Annotated in this window: 14 protein-coding genes; 7 read left to right on the top strand and 7 right to left on the bottom strand. The window is 59.3% G+C overall.

Features of this window, described 5'->3' with window-relative positions; translation table 11 throughout:
• Complete coding sequence (cyoB, locus tag ACM6IT_RS18325; protein WP_056728481.1) at window positions 1-2031, bottom strand: cytochrome o ubiquinol oxidase subunit I; 2031 nt, start codon at window positions 2029-2031, stop codon at window positions 1-3.
• Between the two features lie 3 nt (window positions 2032-2034).
• The gene (cyoA, locus tag ACM6IT_RS18320; protein ID WP_056728479.1) at window positions 2035-2979 is read right to left on the bottom strand and encodes a ubiquinol oxidase subunit II; all 945 of its coding nucleotides are present in this window, start codon (window positions 2977-2979) and stop codon (window positions 2035-2037) included.
• Window positions 2980-3006: 27 nt separating this feature from the next.
• Here cyoA and ACM6IT_RS18315 point away from each other — a divergent pair, with 27 nt between their 5' ends.
• Complete coding sequence (locus ACM6IT_RS18315) at window positions 3007-3267, top strand: hypothetical protein (protein WP_056728477.1); 261 nt, start codon at window positions 3007-3009, stop codon at window positions 3265-3267.
• A 552-nt stretch (window positions 3268-3819) separates the two neighbouring features.
• On the opposite strand, the gene ACM6IT_RS18310 is transcribed toward ACM6IT_RS18315, so the two are convergent.
• Window positions 3820-4329, bottom strand: coding sequence for a disulfide bond formation protein B (locus tag ACM6IT_RS18310; RefSeq protein WP_056728475.1), 510 nt, complete (start codon window positions 4327-4329; stop codon window positions 3820-3822).
• Between the two features lie 226 nt (window positions 4330-4555).
• The gene (hmpA, locus tag ACM6IT_RS18305; protein ID WP_414918461.1) at window positions 4556-5737 is read right to left on the bottom strand and encodes an NO-inducible flavohemoprotein; all 1182 of its coding nucleotides are present in this window, start codon (window positions 5735-5737) and stop codon (window positions 4556-4558) included.
• A 156-nt stretch (window positions 5738-5893) separates the two neighbouring features.
• On the opposite strand from hmpA, the gene norR reads away from it, so the two are divergent.
• The 3 genes from norR to ACM6IT_RS18290 all read left to right on the top strand — a co-directional run bounded on the left by norR (window position 5894) and on the right by ACM6IT_RS18290 (window position 9088).
• A complete protein-coding gene (gene norR / locus ACM6IT_RS18300; RefSeq protein WP_414913995.1) occupies window positions 5894-7444 on the top strand; it encodes a nitric oxide reductase transcriptional regulator NorR in 1551 nt (516 codons plus the stop codon).
• Window positions 7445-7699: 255 nt separating this feature from the next.
• The gene (locus ACM6IT_RS18295) at window positions 7700-8602 is read left to right on the top strand and encodes a chemotaxis protein CheV (RefSeq protein WP_056728469.1); all 903 of its coding nucleotides are present in this window, start codon (window positions 7700-7702) and stop codon (window positions 8600-8602) included.
• 27 nt (window positions 8603-8629) lie between these two features.
• Window positions 8630-9088 (top strand): GNAT family N-acetyltransferase, encoded by a 459-nt coding sequence (locus ACM6IT_RS18290; RefSeq protein ID WP_414918577.1) that lies wholly within the window; start codon window positions 8630-8632, stop codon window positions 9086-9088.
• A 106-nt stretch (window positions 9089-9194) separates the two neighbouring features.
• On the opposite strand, the gene ACM6IT_RS18285 is transcribed toward ACM6IT_RS18290, so the two are convergent.
• Window positions 9195-9452 carry a hypothetical protein gene (locus ACM6IT_RS18285; RefSeq protein ID WP_414913996.1) on the bottom strand — a complete coding sequence of 86 codons (258 nt, stop codon included), beginning with the start codon at window positions 9450-9452 and terminating at the stop codon, window positions 9195-9197.
• A 194-nt stretch (window positions 9453-9646) separates the two neighbouring features.
• On the opposite strand from ACM6IT_RS18285, the gene ACM6IT_RS18280 reads away from it, so the two are divergent.
• Both ACM6IT_RS18280 and ACM6IT_RS18275 read left to right on the top strand, forming a co-directional pair.
• Window positions 9647-10621 (top strand): 2-hydroxyacid dehydrogenase, encoded by a 975-nt coding sequence (locus ACM6IT_RS18280; protein ID WP_414918460.1) that lies wholly within the window; start codon window positions 9647-9649, stop codon window positions 10619-10621.
• Window positions 10622-10815: 194 nt separating this feature from the next.
• Window positions 10816-11325 (top strand): DUF2165 family protein, encoded by a 510-nt coding sequence (locus tag ACM6IT_RS18275; RefSeq protein WP_414918459.1) that lies wholly within the window; start codon window positions 10816-10818, stop codon window positions 11323-11325.
• A 6-nt stretch (window positions 11326-11331) separates the two neighbouring features.
• On the opposite strand, the gene ACM6IT_RS18270 is transcribed toward ACM6IT_RS18275, so the two are convergent.
• Window positions 11332-12234, bottom strand: a complete 903-nt coding sequence (locus tag ACM6IT_RS18270; protein ID WP_056728462.1) for a DMT family transporter — start codon at window positions 12232-12234, stop codon at window positions 11332-11334.
• Window positions 12235-12371: 137 nt separating this feature from the next.
• On the opposite strand from ACM6IT_RS18270, the gene ACM6IT_RS18265 reads away from it, so the two are divergent.
• Window positions 12372-13247: a helix-turn-helix domain-containing protein gene (locus ACM6IT_RS18265; protein WP_414914000.1), complete on the top strand. Its 876-nt coding sequence runs from the start codon at window positions 12372-12374 to the stop codon at window positions 13245-13247.
• 86 nt (window positions 13248-13333) lie between these two features.
• On the opposite strand, the gene ACM6IT_RS18260 is transcribed toward ACM6IT_RS18265, so the two are convergent.
• On the bottom strand, window positions 13334-15763 hold the full coding sequence (locus ACM6IT_RS18260) for a TonB-dependent siderophore receptor (protein WP_414918458.1): 2430 nt from the start codon (window positions 15761-15763) through the stop codon (window positions 13334-13336).
• Window positions 15764-15803 lie beyond the last annotated feature (40 nt).

Genomic DNA, 15803 nt, shown 5'->3' with positions numbered 1-15803 from the left:
TTAAGCCTGTTCCAACGAGGTTTCAACACGGGTGGCGGTGGCCGGGATTTTCCCTGCCGCTACCAGACGCTTGTGCTGCTCGGCTTCGATGCGCTCGATCACGTCGACCGGCACCATATAGCCTTGATCATCACGGGCCGCGTGGATCACGAAGTAGATCACGGTGCCGGCCAGGCCAGCGATTGCCAGCCACCAGATGTGCCAGATCATCGCGAAACCGAACACGGTCAACAGAGCACCCATGACCACACCGGTGGCGGTGTTGTTTGGCATGTGGATCGGCTCGTACTTGGCCGGGGCCTTGTACGCAGTGCCGTTTTCCTTGGCTTCGGTGAACGGGTCGACTACGTCGGCTTTTGGCAGCACGGCGAAGTTGTAGAACGGAGGTGGCGACGAGGTCGACCATTCCAGGGTGTGTGCATTCCACGGGTCGCCGTGTTCGCACATGTTTTCCGGCTTGTTGCGGTCACGCACGCTGACGTACAGCTGGATCAGCTGGCAAGCGATACCCGCGGCGATCATCACCGCACCGAACATGGCGACGTACAGGTACGGCACCCACTCAGGGTTGGTGGTGGCGTTCAGGCGACGGGTCATGCCCATGAAGCCCAGAGCGTAGAGCGGCATGAACGCGACGAAGAAGCCGCTGATCCAGAACCAGAATGCTGCCTTGCCCCAGCCTTCGTGCAGCTTGAAGCCGAACGCTTTAGGGAAGTAGAACGCGAAACCTGCGATGTAACCGAATACCGCACCGCCGATGATCACGTTATGGAAGTGCGCGATCACGAACAGGCTGTTGTGCAGAACGAAGTCGGCACCCGGGATGGCCAGCAGTACGCCGGTCATGCCGCCGATGGCGAAGGTCACCATGAAGCCCAGGGTCCACAGCACCTGGCTGGTGAAACGCAGACGGCCCTGGTAGATGGTGAACAGCCAGTTGAACAGCTTCACACCCGTCGGGATGGAAATCAGCATCGTCGCCAGACCGAAGAAGGCGTTGACGCTGGCACCCGAACCCATGGTGAAGAAGTGGTGCAGCCAAACCATGAAGCCCAGGATCGAGATCGCGCCCGATGCGTAGACCATCGAGTGGTGGCCGAACAGTTTCTTGCCGGTGAAGGTCGAGATGACTTCGGAGAAGATACCGAACGCTGGCAGGATCAGGATGTACACCTCAGGGTGACCCCACGCCCAGAACAGGTTCACGTACATCATCGGATTGCCACCAAGTTCGTTGGTGAAAATGTGGAAATCCATGTAACGGTCAAGCGTCAGCAGTGCCAGGGTAGCGGTCAGGATCGGGAACGAAGCCACGATCAGGACGTTCGCCCAGGTGCAGGTCCAGGTGAAGATCGGCATGTCCATCAGCTTCATGCCAGGGGTACGCATTTTCAGCACGGTGGCCAGGAAGTTGACCCCCGTCAGCGTCGTACCCAGGCCCGATAGCTGTAGCGCCCAGATGTAGTAGTCCATCCCCACGCCAGGGCTGTATTGCAGGCCCGACAGCGGCGGATAGGCAACCCAGCCGGTCTTGGCGAATTCGCCGACGCCCAGGGACAGGTTGATCAGCACTACGCCGGATACCAGCAGCCAGAAGCTCAGGGAGTTCAGGAACGGGTAGGCAACGTCACGCGCGCCGATCTGCAGCGGCACTGCAAGGTTCATCAGGCCGGTGAAGAATGGCATCGCCATGAAGATGATCATGATCACACCGTGAGCGGTGAAGATCTGGTCATAGTGTTCAGGTGGCAGGTAGCCAGGCGAACCCTCGGTGGCCATGGCCAACTGGGTACGCATCATGATGGCGTCGGCGAAGCCGCGCAGCAGCATGACCATGGCGACGATGATGTACATCACGCCGATTTTCTTGTGGTCGACCGACGTCAGCCACTCGGTCCACAGGTAGGTCCACTTCTTGAAGTAAGTGATACCCGCGAACAGTGCCAGACCGCCGAGCGCGATCATGGCGATGGTCACCATTACGATCGGCTCGTGGAACGGGACCGCTTCCCAACTTAATTTACCAAACATCGTTTACTCCTCTGCCCCGGCAGCTGAATGCGCGTTCATGTCCATTCCTTGCGTAGCGGCCACTTCTTTCTCTTCTTTCTCGTGCTTCACTTTCGGACCCGGTTTCATGCCTTCGTACTTGTCGACGATGGTCTGGAACAGGTTCGGTGTCACCGAGGAGTAGAGCTCGACTGGGTTGTTCTGGCTCTGCTTGGCAAGGGCTGCGTATTCAGCTTGTTCAAGCTGTTTAGGTGCCTTTTTGACTTCACTTACCCAAGCGTCGAAATCTTCCTGGGAAGTGGCGATCGCCTTGAATTTCATACCGGTGAAACCCGCTCCGCTGTAGTTGGCGGAGATACCGTCCATCTCAGCGTTTTCGTTGGCGATCAGGTGCAGTTTGGTCTGCATGCCCGCCATCGCGTAGATCTGGCCGCCCAGCGCAGGGATGAAGAACGAGTTCATCACGGCGTCGGAAGTGATCTTGAAGTTGATCGGAGTGTGGGCCGGGAACACGATCTTGTTGACCGTGGCGATGCCTTGTTCCGGGTAGATGAACAGCCACTTCCAGTCCAGCGCGACCACTTCGATGGTCACAGGCTTGACGTCGGATTCCAGCGGCTTGTACGGGTCAAGGGCGTGGGTCGACTTGTAGGTGACGTAACCCAGGGCAATGATGATCAGCACTGGAACAGCCCACACCGCGATCTCGATCTTGGTGGAGTGGTTCCATTTCGGGGTGTAGGTGGCGTTGGTGTTGGACGCGCGGTATTTCCAGGCGAACAGGAAGGTCATGACGATGACCGGAACCACGACCAACAGCATCAGCAGCGTTGCGGTGATGATCAGGTTTCGCTCGTCCAGACCAACCTGGCCCTTGGGATTGAGCAAGGTCATGTTGCAGCCTGACAGCAACAACGTGCCGATCAGCGGCAATAAGCCTAGTAGTCTGGGGTACCTGTTTTTACTCATCTCACGACCTCTAAAGCAGCTTGCGCAATGCAGTTGGGTTTTGATCGCCAACACTTCACCCTGCCAAGGGTTGGCATTTTTCTTGGATTGAATAAGGGCATGCCCGTCGTGCGTCAGACGCTGTACGACAAATCCCGGGCCTGCGGTGAGTTCTTATTCGAATACGTGGTCAAAGGCCTTGTTACAGACCAATTCCATTTGGTGCGGGTAGTTGGAGGCTCCGACACCTGGGAATCGCATGAAGCCACCAGACCTCTCGACACCCTGTTCCTGCTCACCTCTGGTTAAGAATTGAGCAGTGCCGGGAATTCAGTGCGGGCGATTGTAGATATGTAACGTTTTATAAACCATGTCTCATCCCGAAATAATTTTTATCCGAACCGGCAACAATCATTAACCGTTTTCGCAAAAGTGGCGCATCTTATCGAAATTCATTCTCAACAAAAACACCAAAATAAGTAGGCCTTCCACCCACGGTTCAGACAGTATCCAGTCCCTCTTCTCTGCCCTTGACCTTGCCCAAGGCCCGATATGACGGGGGCTCCGGGCATTCGCCAGAGCCTGTTAAAACTGCCTGTTCGTGCCTGCAATGGAAAAAACCGCCCGCCTGCAAAACAACCCGATTTCGTTACGTTTCCATGTACCAATCCGGCCTCCTCGAACGCCCTGCGACACCGACTCTGTGACAACATGTCGCACATGTGTCGCACCCTTGATTGCCGCCCGTCACGGTCTTTTTACCCGGCCTCTGAAATGTGCTCTGCACGACAAAAAAAGCCCCGGCCCTCTCTTCGAGGACCGGGGCTTTTTTTGTCCGACAATGCGTGGCGGCAGATAAACTCAGCGCAGCGCTTTGCGGTTACGCGAGGTCAGCAACGGCACCAGCACCACGATCAGCACGAAGGCGACCAGCGCCCACTGCGCCAGCGACAGGCCGAGGATCGGCGGGTATGGCGTGGAGCAGAAACCGTCGACCTGGAAACCCAGCGGGAAGATCTTCGCCAGCGGCAAGTCATCGACAATCGGTTGCAACACATCGATGCCACAGCTGACCGCCGGATAAAACTGCGTATAGACGTGATGCCCGGCAACGCCTGCGCCTGCCACAGCACAGATCACCACCAGGGTTTCAAACACCGTGATGCTGCGACGGCCGCGCATGGCCGCGCCGATGAAGGCAAAGATCGCGATCAGCAGCAACGCGTAACGTTGCAGGATGCACAGCGGGCAAGGGGCCTCGCCCAGAACAATTTGCATGTACAGCGCACCGCCGATCAGCGCCAGGCAAATGATGCCCAGCAACACCAGATAGCGCCGTTCACGGCCCAACCGCATGGATTCATCGCTCATCGCGTTTCCCTTCAAGATATCGATTGCCCGCCAGTCTACACGCTGGCCTGATCTTTGAGAGCTGGCGCGTAGCAAGGGGGATGTCGCAGGGAATAGACGACAGGACGGTTAAGGAGGGATTAACTTTTAACCAGAAAGATCAAAAGATCGCAGCCTCCGGCAGCTCCTACATCGGAATGGATTGCATCCTGTAGGAGCTGCCGAAGGCTGCGATCTTTATTAGGGGTTACTCCAGCGCCGCTGCCGGCCCGAAGAACTCGTAACGGCTCTGCTTCTCCGGCACCCCCAAGGCTTTCAGGTGGCGTTTGACGGCCGACATGAAACCTTTCGGCCCCAGGAAGTAGGCATCCAGATCACGCTGCTCCGGCAGCCAAGCATTCAACTGCTGCTGGCTCAACAAACCGACCTTGTGCGCTGCCGGGCTCACGCCGTCATCTTCGGCGTAGCAGTAGAAGCGCTTGAGTTGCGGGTGACGCTCGGCCAGGCCGTCGATCCAGTCGCGGAAGGCATGGACGCTGCCGTTGCGCGCGCAGTGGATGAAATGCACCGGCCGCTGGGTTTCCAGCGCCGCTTCGAGCATTGCCAGGGTCGGGGTGATGCCGACGCCACCGCTGATCAGCACCAGTGGCTTGTCGCTGGCCGTCAGGACGAAATCGCCCGATGGCGGGAACAACTCGATGCTGGCGCCAACCTGCAACTGGTCGTGCAGGAAGCTGGAAGCGCGGCCACCGTCCTCACGTTTGACGCTGATGCGGTACTGGCCTTTGTTTGCCAGCGCCGACAGCGAGTAGTTACGACGGATCTCTTCACCGTCGAGGATCAGTTTCATGCCGATGTACTGGCCGGGTTCTGCCAGCAGGATAGGACCTTTATCCGCGGGCTCGAAGTAGAACGAAGTGATCTCGGCGCTCTCCTGGACTTTGCCTGCCACGATGAATTCCCGCGCCCCGCGCCAGCCGCCCGGTGCCTGTTCCTTCTGGTCATAGATGCTGGTTTCGGCACCGATCAGGATGTCCGCCAACTGGCCGTAGGCCGCGCCCCAGGCCGCGATCACCTCCGGGGTGGCGATCTCTTCGCTCAATACCTCGGCGATGGCCCGCAGCAGGCAGCTGCCGACAATCGGATAGTGCTCAGGCAGGATCTGCAGGGCCACGTGCTTGTTGATGATCTTGGCCACCAGGTCGCCCAACTGGTCGAGCTGATCGATATGGCGCGCATACATCAATACGCCGTTGGCCAACGCACGCGGCTGATCACCGCTGGCCTGGTGGGCCTGGTTGAACAGCGGGCGGACTTCCGGGTATTCGGAGAGCATCATGCGGTAGAAGTGCGTGATCAGCGCCTCACCACCGCTTTCAAGCAGCGGCACGGTGGATTTGACGATGGCACGGTCTTGAGCGCTCAGCATAAGGTGACTCCTGATCTTCTTGGGTTGCTAACGGATTACCCTATGCGTATCAGCTTTCGTGCCAACTATTTAATCCTTATAAATCAATACTTTAACAACTTAATAGTCATTTAGACACTGCCTGCTTTATAGTCATACCGACTACACGGAGTCACTATGACTGCAAAATCACTGCTCACCGCCCTGCTGCCCCTGGTCTCCGACCTGTCCCGCGAACTGCCCGAAGGTGAGCGTTATCGACGCTTGCTGGAAGCCATGCGCGCCCTGCTCCCGTGCGATGCCGCCGCCCTGCTGCGCCTTGATGGTGAATGGCTGGTGCCGCTGGCCGTCGACGGCTTGAGTACCGACACCCTCGGCCGGCGCTTCAAGGTCAGCGAGCATCCGCGCTTCGAAGCGCTGCTCAGCGGCCCCGGCCCGACCCGTTTCGCTGCCGACAGCAACTTGCCTGACCCCTATGACGGCCTGGTCGATGGCCTGGATGATCATCTGGAAGTCCACGACTGCATGGGTTGCCCGCTGTTCATCGACGAGCGCCCCTGGGGTCTGCTGACCCTCGATGCCCTCGACCCGGAGCGCTTCGAACCGATCGAACTGGACGCCCTGCAAGCCTTCGCCAGCCTTGCAGCGGCCACGGTCAACGCCGCCGAGCGCATCGAGCGGTTGAACAACCGGGTCGAAGATGAACATCAACGCGCCGAGGTCTACCGCCAGGCCAGCGGCCAGCAGAATCGCGAAATGATCGGCCAGAGCAAGGCCCACAAGCGTCTGGTCGAAGAAATCAGCCTGGTGGGCGGTAGCGACCTGACCGTGTTGATCACCGGCGAAACCGGGGTCGGCAAGGAGTTGGTGGCCCAGGCCATCCATGCGGCCTCGCCCCGCGCCGACAAACCGATCATCAGCCTCAACTGTGCCGCGTTGCCCGACACATTGGTGGAGAGCGAGTTGTTCGGCCATGTTCGCGGCGCCTTTACCGGGGCAATGAACGACCGCCGCGGCAAATTCGAACTGGCCAATGGCGGCACGCTGTTCCTCGATGAAGTCGGTGAGTTGTCGCTGACCGTGCAGGCCAAGTTGTTGCGAGTGCTGCAGAGCGGCCAGTTGCAGCGACTGGGTTCGGACCAGGAGCATCAGGTCGACGTGCGCCTGATCGCGGCGACCAACCGTGACCTCGCCGAAGAAGTGCGCAGCGGCCGTTACCGCGCCGACTTCTACCATCGCCTCAGCGTTTATCCACTGCTGGTGCCGGCCCTGCGCGATCGCGGGCGCGATGTACTGTTGCTCAGCGGTTACTTCCTGGAGCAGAACCGCTCACGCATGGGCCTCAACAGCCTTCGCCTGACCAGCGACGCCCAGGCCGCGCTATTGGCCTACGACTGGCCCGGCAACGTGCGCGAGCTTGAACACTTGATCGGCCGCAGCGCCTTGAAGGCCCTGGGCAATTGCAAGGAACGGCCGAAAATTCTCAGCTTGAGCGCCGCCGACCTGGACTTGCCCAACGCCAGCGTTGAAACCGCTGCCGAGCAACCCGTCGCTACCCTCACGCAAGCGGTGACCGGCGACTTGCGCGAAGCCACCGAGCATTATCAGCGTCAATTGATCGGTGCCTGCCTGGAGCGGCACAACAACAACTGGGCAAGCGCGGCCCGTGAGCTGGGCCTGGATCGGGCGAACCTGGGGCGGATGGCCAAAAGACTCGGCATGAAGTGAGCATCCTGTGGCGAGGGAGCTTGCTCCCGCTGGAGTGCGAAGCGCTCCCAGATCCGGGGGTGCACAGTTTCAGGCAAGACGATTTTGCGACTGCTGCGCAGCCGAGCGGGAGCAAGCTCCCTCGCCACAAAGGTCCACCATTTGGTCCGAGATAGGTATTGACCCTAAAGCCTGCCCCCGACAAGTCGATAACCCGGCATCGAAGTCATTGGCGATCCCTGGATTGCCCGTCACCTTTTTCCAGAGAAGGTTCCTATGTCCTCCACCAAAGCCCGCGCAGACTCACTTTCGCTTCTGCTGTTTACCCTGCGCAGCGGCAAGCTGATGGCAATCAACCTGCTCAAGGTCAGTGAAATCATTCCCTGCCCGCCGCTGACCAAACTGCCGGAGTCGCACCCCCACGTCAAAGGCATCGCCAGCCTGCGCGGCGCCTCGCTGTCGGTGATCGACCTCAGTCGTGCCATTGGCGAGCGTCCGCTGGAAGACCCGAACGGCGGCTGCCTGATCGTCACCGACGTCAGCCGCTCCAAGCAGGGCCTGCATGTGCAGGCCGTGAGCAAAATCGTCCACTGCCTGACCACCGACATCCGCCCTCCACCCTTCGGCTCCGGTGGATTGCGCGCCTACATCACCGGCGTAACGTCAGTCGATGGCACCCTGGTGCAAGTGCTGGACATCGAAAAAGTCATCCACGGCATCGCCCCGGCACAAATCGAAATGGCGCCGACCGAACTGAGCATGGAAGACGCCGAACTGCTCGGCAACGCGCGCATCCTGGTGGTTGACGACAGCCAGGTCGCCTTGCAGCAATCGGTGCACACCCTGCGTAACCTTGGCCTGCAATGCCATACCGCCCGCAGCGCCAAGGAAGCCATCGACTGCCTGCTGGACTTGCAAGGCACAGCGCAACAGATCAACCTGATCGTCTCGGACATCGAGATGTCGGAGATGGACGGCTACGCCTTCACCCGCACCCTGCGGGAAACCCCGGATTTCGCGCATCTTTATGTACTGCTGCACACCTCGCTGGACAGTGCGATGAACGCCGAAAAAGCACGACTGGCAGGAGCGAACGCGGTGCTGACCAAATTCTCTTCGCCGGAATTGACCCAGTGCCTGATTACCGCGGCCAAGGCTGTCGCCGAACAGGGTTATTGAGTGTTGAACGAAGAATTCTGCTGGCTGATGCGGCGCGACCTCTCTTTAATCGTGCCGCCCCCCGCTTGGCCAGCCGGCCTGCAATTGAGCGAGTACCGCCCCGAACTGGGCGCCGCTGTGCACCGGTTGATGGAGTTCGGTTATCTCGACGGCGGTGGTCGCGTAGCCGCGCTGGAGATGTGGCTACGGCAGTTCGAAACCGATCCGGAATACGACCCGGCCCTGTGCTTCATTGCCCTGGATGCTGGGGAAGTGGTGGGTGTTTGCCAGTGCTGGACCAGTGCCTATATCAAGAACCTGGTGGTGCATCCGCGGTTTCAGGGCCGGGGGTTGGGGCGTGCACTGTTGTTGCAGGCGTTCAAGGTGTTCCAGCAGCGGCGTGAAGGCTTCGTGGATCTGAAGGTACGTGAAGACAACCTTCGGGCGCGGCGCTTGTATGAAAGCGTCGGGATGCGCGCGGTTCGCCGGGAACCGATACCGCTCTGACACGGCGCCATCGCGAGCAGGCCCGCTCCCACAGGGGACTGCATTCCAAATGTGGGAGCGGGCTTGCTCGCGAAGATGGCAGATCAGGCACCGCAGAGATAAAGACTCAGCGCTTACCCATCGACCGACGAGTCCCCGGTGGGGCCATGCCCGGCGTCTTGGTGTGGCCGTTCTTGGCGCCGTTCTTGTACCACGGCTGGTTGGAGCCCTTGGCAGCTGCCAGCTCACCCGGCTTGAACGGGAATCTGAAGGCCGGGATCTCGGCTTTGGTTTCGCTATCGGCGCTGGAGTCGACGCTGTCTGGCAGCTCGGCCTGCACGTCGCTCATGGCGTCGGCGACTGGCGGTTGTTTCGGGGAAGTCATGAAAGCTCCGGGTGGTGCATGAAGTGTCGGGCCCGGTGAGTGAGCCGCATGCCACAGTATAAGAAGTGCGGCAGTATAACTGGATGGAGCTCGGCAAGCTGCAAGCTTGCATTGACCGCCTGACGACTCGCACAAATCCCGTGAAGAATGTTAGCGTGCTCATCATTCTTCACCGCCCGACGAGCCCGCCCTCCATGAAAAAGACCGTCCTTGCATTCAGCCGCGTCACTCCACAAATGGTTGAACGCCTGCAACAAGACTTCGACGTCATCGTGCCTAATCCGAAAAACGGCGACATCAATGCCCAGTTCAACGAAGCCCTGCCCCATGCCCATGGCTTGATTGGTGTAGGCCGAAAACTCGGTCGTGCGCAGTTGGAGAACGCCGCCAGCCTGGAAGTGGTATCCAGCGTCTCGGTGGGCTACGACAACTATGACCTGGACTACTTCAACGAACGCGGGATCATGCTGACCAACACGCCGGATGTGCTCACCGAAAGCACCGCCGACCTGGCGTTTGCCCTGTTGATGAGCAGCGCCCGTCGCGTCGCCGAACTTGACGCCTGGACCAAGGCCGGGCAATGGCAGGCCACTGTCGGTGCGCAACTGTTCGGTTGCGATGTGCACGGCAAGACCCTGGGTATCGTCGGCATGGGCAATATCGGTGCGGCCATCGCCCGACGCGGTCGCCTGGGTTTCAACATGCCGGTCATCTATAGCGGCAACAGCCGCAAGACCGAGCTGGAACAGGAACTTGGCGCACAGTACCGCAGCCTCGATCAATTGCTGGCCGAAGCCGACTTCGTCTGCCTGGTGGTGCCGCTCAGCGAGAAAACCAAGCATCTGATCAGCCACAGAGAACTGGCGCTGATGAAGCCGAGTGCCATTCTGGTGAACATTTCCCGCGGTCCGGTGGTAGATGAACCGGCGCTGATCGAAGCGCTGCAAAACAACCGCATTCGTGGTGCCGGGCTGGACGTATACGAAAAAGAACCACTGGCCGAGTCGCCGCTGTTCCAGCTGAAAAACACCGTGACCTTGCCGCACATCGGCTCGGCCACCCATGAGACCCGCGATGCCATGGCCAACCGTGCCCTGGCCAACTTGCGCAGTGCCTTGCTGGGTGAACGGCCGCAGGATCTGGTCAATCCGCAGGTGTGGAAAGTCTGATTAAACAATGGCACGTCATAATCGGCGTGCCACTTTATATACATACTGGAATCATCTCCCTCAAACAATTTACCGTCCAGCCCATATAAAAAGCGACATAACCTGCAAACCACTCTTCACCCCCACACCCTCTAAACCCCTATAAACTCCGAAAGACAAAAACGCATCAATCGTACATTCGGAGAGTATCCTGCATGAGCTATTTCACCACTGCCGGCTTAGTAAGGCGGAGCAAATTAATAGTTGTCTTCATGGCGGCATTATTCGGTACAACAACCCTTATCAACAACATTACCGACTACACTGCATACGCCGAGTATATCGGGCGAATCATCAGCATGAGCGACACCGTCGGCAATGACTCCCGCCGCTACCGAGCTATCAGCTCAACCCTGTTTCACCACCGTTTTTACTGGGCACTGATAACACTAGAGACCATATTCACATGCAGCTTCATAGTTGGAGTTTATCAGCTCTACCGCAAACTCGGCGCACCACACGGCGAGTTCAACGAAGCCAAAAAATTTTCCATAATAGGCTTTATTACAGCCATTTTTGCGTATCAGATTTTCTACATCATCATACTAAACGAATGGTTTGACTTAGAGTATTCCAAACAGGCCAACGCCTTTGAATGGGCACAAACCCACATTCAATACATGTTCTTCGGTATTATTTATCTGTTGGCGGTAAAGGATACCTGAATAGTTTCAGGCCAGCTTGCCCGCCACCGGAGCGGCACTTGCCTTGGACTTGCGAAACACCAGCACATTACCCAACATGACCATCACCAGCCCCGCCAGTGCCGGAGCGGTCCACTGGTAACCCTCGGCGAACGCCGAGACATTTAGCGCCACCACCGGGAACAGCACAGTGCAGTAGGCAGCACGTTCCGGCCCCATGCGCCCGACCAGCGTCAGGTAAGCGGTGAACCCGATCACCGATCCCGGAATCACCAGGTACAACAGTGACCCGATGTAACGCGTGCTCATCTCCATGTCGAAGGGAATGCCTTTGACCAGGCACCACACGGTTAGCATCGCCGCCCCGTAAGCCATGCCCCAGGCATTGGTGGTCAGCGGCTTGAGACCGGCCTTCTGTTGCAGGCTCGAAAGCATGTTGCCCGCCGAGAAACACAAGGTGCCGCAAAGGGCCAGACCGAGACCGAGCAAGGTTTCCGCACTGGCGGTATGCCCAGCCAGTTCCGGCCAGAACAGCAAGCCCAGCCCCAGCAGGCCCAACGCACCGCCCATCAGCACATTGCGGGCGATTTTCTGACCGAAGAACACCCGCGCGTTGAGGGCATTCCACAGGGTGGCAGTGGAAAACACCACGGCCACCAGACCGCTGGGGATCCACTGGCTCGCGGTGAGGAAGCACATGAAGTTGACGCAGAACAGGCACAAGCCTTGAGCCAGGCAGATCAGGTGCCCGCGACGGTTCATCACTTGCAGGCGTCGGCTGAGCAGCAGGATCACGAACAGCACCAGCGCGGCGAGGCCGAAGCGATAGACGATCGACACGGGAATGGCCACCACGCCCAGTTGCCATTTCAAGGCAATCCAGGTGGTCCCCCAGATCAACACGGTCAGCAGGTACAAAGAAAGGTTCATGACTAAGGCTCCTCGATATGAGCCCAGTCTCCGGCGCCACGCCTGGGCGCACTTGCATAAACTTGCGCTTTTGTCTGGCGACAGGCTGGCAGGCACGCGTCTACGGAGTAGGATGCAAGGCGTTGGAGAGAACCCATATGGCCGCACTGGACAACCTGCAAGTCTTTCAAGCCCTCAACCGTTCGCCGAATGCTCGCCTTGAGCACAGCGCCGAGCTCGGTGACGGCTTGTCCGCAGCCTTGTGGAGCAATCACCACGACGCCCAGGAATACGAAGCGCCCAGCCATCACACGTTGTCCTGTTACATCGCCGGCGGCACCGGCACCTTTCGCCGTGACCAGCCCGGTAACAAGGGTGGTCCGGACAAACTGTGCATCCTCCCGGCCGATCACCAGTCAGGCTGGGTGATCAACGGCGATATTCGCCTGGCGCACCTGTATTTCAGCCCCGAACAATTTGCCCTCGGCTGCATCACCTTGCTCGATCGCGAGCCACGGGAAATGCAGCTGCGCGAGCAGACTTTTCTTGATGATCCTCAGCAGGCGCTACGCTTTCGGCAGTTGATCACCTTGAACTGGGATGAGCCGGGCGAGCGCCTGCTCACCAGCAGCCTGGCTCACGAACTGCTCAGCCATGCCCTGCTCAGCCAGGTCAACGTACGCCAAGGCTTGCGCCTTAAAGGCGGCTTGGCCGCGCATCAGCGTCGGTATCTGGTGGAGTTCATCGACAGCCATCTGGACGAGGCCATCAGCCTCGGTCAATTGGCGGCGTTGTGCGCGTTGTCCGAGTACCACTTTGCGCGGATGTTCCGCGAAAGCTTCGGCTTGCCACCCCACCAGTACGTGCTGGCGCGGCGCCTTGACCGGGCGCGGGAGTTGCTGCGCACGACCTCGCAGCCACTGGGGGAGATTGCACTGGCTTGCGGCTTTTCCAGTGCCAGCCATTTCACCAATCGCTTTCGCCAGTCACTTGGCGGGACGCCCGGTGAGTATCGGCAGGCGTTTTTGCGCTAGATCCGGGATCTTCAGCGCCTTTCAGGCCGCCATCGCGAGCAGGCTCCGGGCGGCGTTCCGACGAAAAACGATGACGCGGTCTGTCGTCAGAACTCCAAGGTGCTCGACAACGTCACCTGCCGCGAATCCCCCATCGAAACAAAGAACCGGCTCGCCGCCGAGGTGTAGTAGGTGCGGTCGAACAGGTTCTTCACGTTGAGCTGAAACTTGACCTTCTGCCCTTCGACTTTGGTGTCGTAAGTGGCGAACGCATCGGCCACGGTGTAGCTCGGCAAGTCGAAATCGTTCACCGCATTGCCCGCGCGCTCCCCCACATAACGCGCCCCGGCGCCAACCCGAAGCTGATCGCCGCCAATGACGCTGCCGAAGTCATAGACAGCCGACAACGAGCCGCTGTTCTTCGCCACGTTCTGTAACTGATTGCCTTTGTAAACCGGGTCTTCGGTAACCTCGGCATCGGTGTAGGCGTAGCTGCCGATCATGCTCCAACGATCCGTCAGCTGACCGCTCAGATCCACTTCCAGGCCACGGGAACGCACTTCACCAGCGGCACTGTAAATCGTGGTCGGACCTTCGGCATTGGCCACCAGCACATTGCGTTTCTTGATGTCGAACAGCGCGATGTTGCCGGTGACGCGGCCCGGCAGATCAAGCTTGGCACCCAGCTCCCAGGACTTGGCTTCTTCCGGCGCCATACCGCCGTCCAGCACGGTACTGCTGCCGCTCAATGGCGCAATGGTGGAGTTGGGTTTGAACGATTCGGTGTAGCTGCCGTAGAACGACAAGGCATCGGTGTACTTGTACACGAGGCCCGCGCGCGGTACCCATTTCTGCCCGTTGCTGTCGGTGTTGGCGTGGAACGGCACGCCTTTGCCGGCGTATTGGTCGTACGCCTGGAAACGCGCACCGGCCACCAGAATCCACTTATCGGTGAGGTGGATGGAGTCTTGCAGGAACACCGAATCGCTGCGCAATTCATCGGTCTGCGCGCTGTCGGCCGCACTGACAGTGGTGCCTGCCACTTCCCGACCATAGACCGGGTTGACGTAACTGAATGTGGTCAGGCTTTTCTGGCGGATCAGGTCTTCGCGGTAGATCTTGCGATACTCGTCATCGACGCCGAACAGCAGGTCGTGCTGCATGCCAAGCACGTTCACGTTGCCTTCGAGGCTCGCAGTGGTGAACCGGTCGGTGCTGATCGCATTCTGGGTGCCATCCATGCTGCGGGTCAGAGTGCCTTTTTTAGTGTCGATGGCGGTCACGCGCACCTGGCTCGCATCGTAGGTTTCGCGGTTCCAGCTGTAGCCGAAATGGGCTTTCCAGTTGTCGTTGAGTTCGTGATCGGCCTGGAAGTGATAGAGATCCGAACGCCCTTCCATGTTGTTGAACGGTTCGTCGAGACGCTCGTTGCGCGAGATGTCCAGCGGATGGTTGGTCCGTGGATCGATCAGCGTGCCGCGGTCGAACGGTGTGAGGAATTCGCGGTGCTCATAGGAGAACAGCAGCGTGGTGCTTTCGCCATACCAGGCCAGGGAAGGCGCGATCAGGCTCTCGCGATGCACACCAAAGTTGCGCCAGTAATCTTCATCTTCGTAGTCCAGAACCATCCGGTAGGCCAGTCCGGAATCGCCGAGGGCTCCGGTGCTGTCGAGACCGCCGCCGCTGCCGCTCTTGCCGTCGCCATAACTCGAACCGCGCGCGGTCAGTGCGTTGTACTGCTCAAGCTCGGGCTGCTTGCTGACCATATTGACCACGCCGCCCGGATCCTGGATGCCATAGAGCAACGAGGCCGGCCCCTTGAGCACTTCGACCCGGTCCACGCTGGCGTTGAGGCCACGGCCCTGCACGATCGGCATGCCGTCGCGCATGATCGAGCCGTTACGGTTGTCGCCGAAGCCGCGGACCATCACCGAGTCCTGGGTGCTGCCCAAGGTGTTGGCCTGGGTGATGCCGCTGACATTGGCCAGGGCGTCATCGAGATTACGCGGCGCCTGGTCGCGGATGACCTGGGCCGGGACGACATTGATGGTCTGCGGGATTTCCTGAACCGGGGCCGAGGAGCGCATCACCGAAGAGGTCGGTGGCGGCTGATAGCTCATGGAGTCATCCATCACCGAGGTGATGGTGGTCGCCCCCAGGTTCAACGCACCTTCAGTCGGCCGTGGTTCCAGTGCAATGGTGTGGCCGTCGGTGCGACGAAAGGTCAAACCCGAACCGGTGAGCAGACGTTGCAAAGCCTGTTCGGCGCTCATCTGGCCATTGATGGCCGGCGCATTGAGACCGTACGGCGCTTCATCGGTGTAGACGACGCTGATGCCGGTCACTCGGCTGAAATCACTCAGGGCCTGGGGCAACGGTTTGGCGGCCAGTGCGAAATTGAATTGCCCACGGGACTGACTGCTGCCAGCCTCTGCGGCCAGCGCCACGCTCGGCGCCAACAACGCCATTGCCAAAAAGCTCAACGCCGACACACCCAACCATTGTTTGATCGACCCCGATTTTGCCCTGGACTTCATGACTCATGACCTGTGTAGAACCGCAACGGATGCGAATGAC

This window comes from Pseudomonas sp. IT-P4 (assembly GCF_949767755.1).
GTDB lineage: Bacteria > Pseudomonadota > Gammaproteobacteria > Pseudomonadales > Pseudomonadaceae > Aquipseudomonas > Aquipseudomonas monachiensis.
The sequence above is the reverse complement of the archived record's forward strand: the minus strand, read 5'-3'. Positions and strand labels throughout refer to the sequence as shown.

Excerpts from the sequence above, each read along its gene's own strand:
- hmpA (WP_414918461.1), bottom strand. The coding sequence starts at position 5,737 with ATGCTGAGCGCTCAAGACCGTGCCATCGTCAAATCCACCGTGCCGCTG.
- ACM6IT_RS18295 (WP_056728469.1), top strand. The coding sequence starts at position 7,700 with ATGTCCTCCACCAAAGCCCGCGCAGACTCACTTTCGCTTCTGCTGTTT.
- cyoB (WP_056728481.1), bottom strand. The coding sequence starts at position 2,031 with ATGTTTGGTAAATTAAGTTGGGAAGCGGTCCCGTTCCACGAGCCGATC.
- ACM6IT_RS18310 (WP_056728475.1), bottom strand. The coding sequence starts at position 4,329 with ATGAGCGATGAATCCATGCGGTTGGGCCGTGAACGGCGCTATCTGGTG.
- ACM6IT_RS18285 (WP_414913996.1), bottom strand. The coding sequence starts at position 9,452 with ATGACTTCCCCGAAACAACCGCCAGTCGCCGACGCCATGAGCGACGTG.
- ACM6IT_RS18265 (WP_414914000.1), top strand. The coding sequence starts at position 12,372 with ATGGCCGCACTGGACAACCTGCAAGTCTTTCAAGCCCTCAACCGTTCG.
- ACM6IT_RS18260 (WP_414918458.1), bottom strand. The coding sequence starts at position 15,763 with ATGAAGTCCAGGGCAAAATCGGGGTCGATCAAACAATGGTTGGGTGTG.
- ACM6IT_RS18315 (WP_056728477.1), top strand. The coding sequence starts at position 3,007 with ATGCAGTTGGGTTTTGATCGCCAACACTTCACCCTGCCAAGGGTTGGC.
- cyoA (WP_056728479.1), bottom strand. The coding sequence starts at position 2,979 with ATGAGTAAAAACAGGTACCCCAGACTACTAGGCTTATTGCCGCTGATC.
- ACM6IT_RS18290 (WP_414918577.1), top strand. The coding sequence starts at position 8,630 with ATGCGGCGCGACCTCTCTTTAATCGTGCCGCCCCCCGCTTGGCCAGCC.
- ACM6IT_RS18280 (WP_414918460.1), top strand. The coding sequence starts at position 9,647 with ATGAAAAAGACCGTCCTTGCATTCAGCCGCGTCACTCCACAAATGGTT.
- norR (WP_414913995.1), top strand. The coding sequence starts at position 5,894 with ATGACTGCAAAATCACTGCTCACCGCCCTGCTGCCCCTGGTCTCCGAC.
- ACM6IT_RS18270 (WP_056728462.1), bottom strand. The coding sequence starts at position 12,234 with ATGAACCTTTCTTTGTACCTGCTGACCGTGTTGATCTGGGGGACCACC.
- ACM6IT_RS18275 (WP_414918459.1), top strand. The coding sequence starts at position 10,816 with ATGAGCTATTTCACCACTGCCGGCTTAGTAAGGCGGAGCAAATTAATA.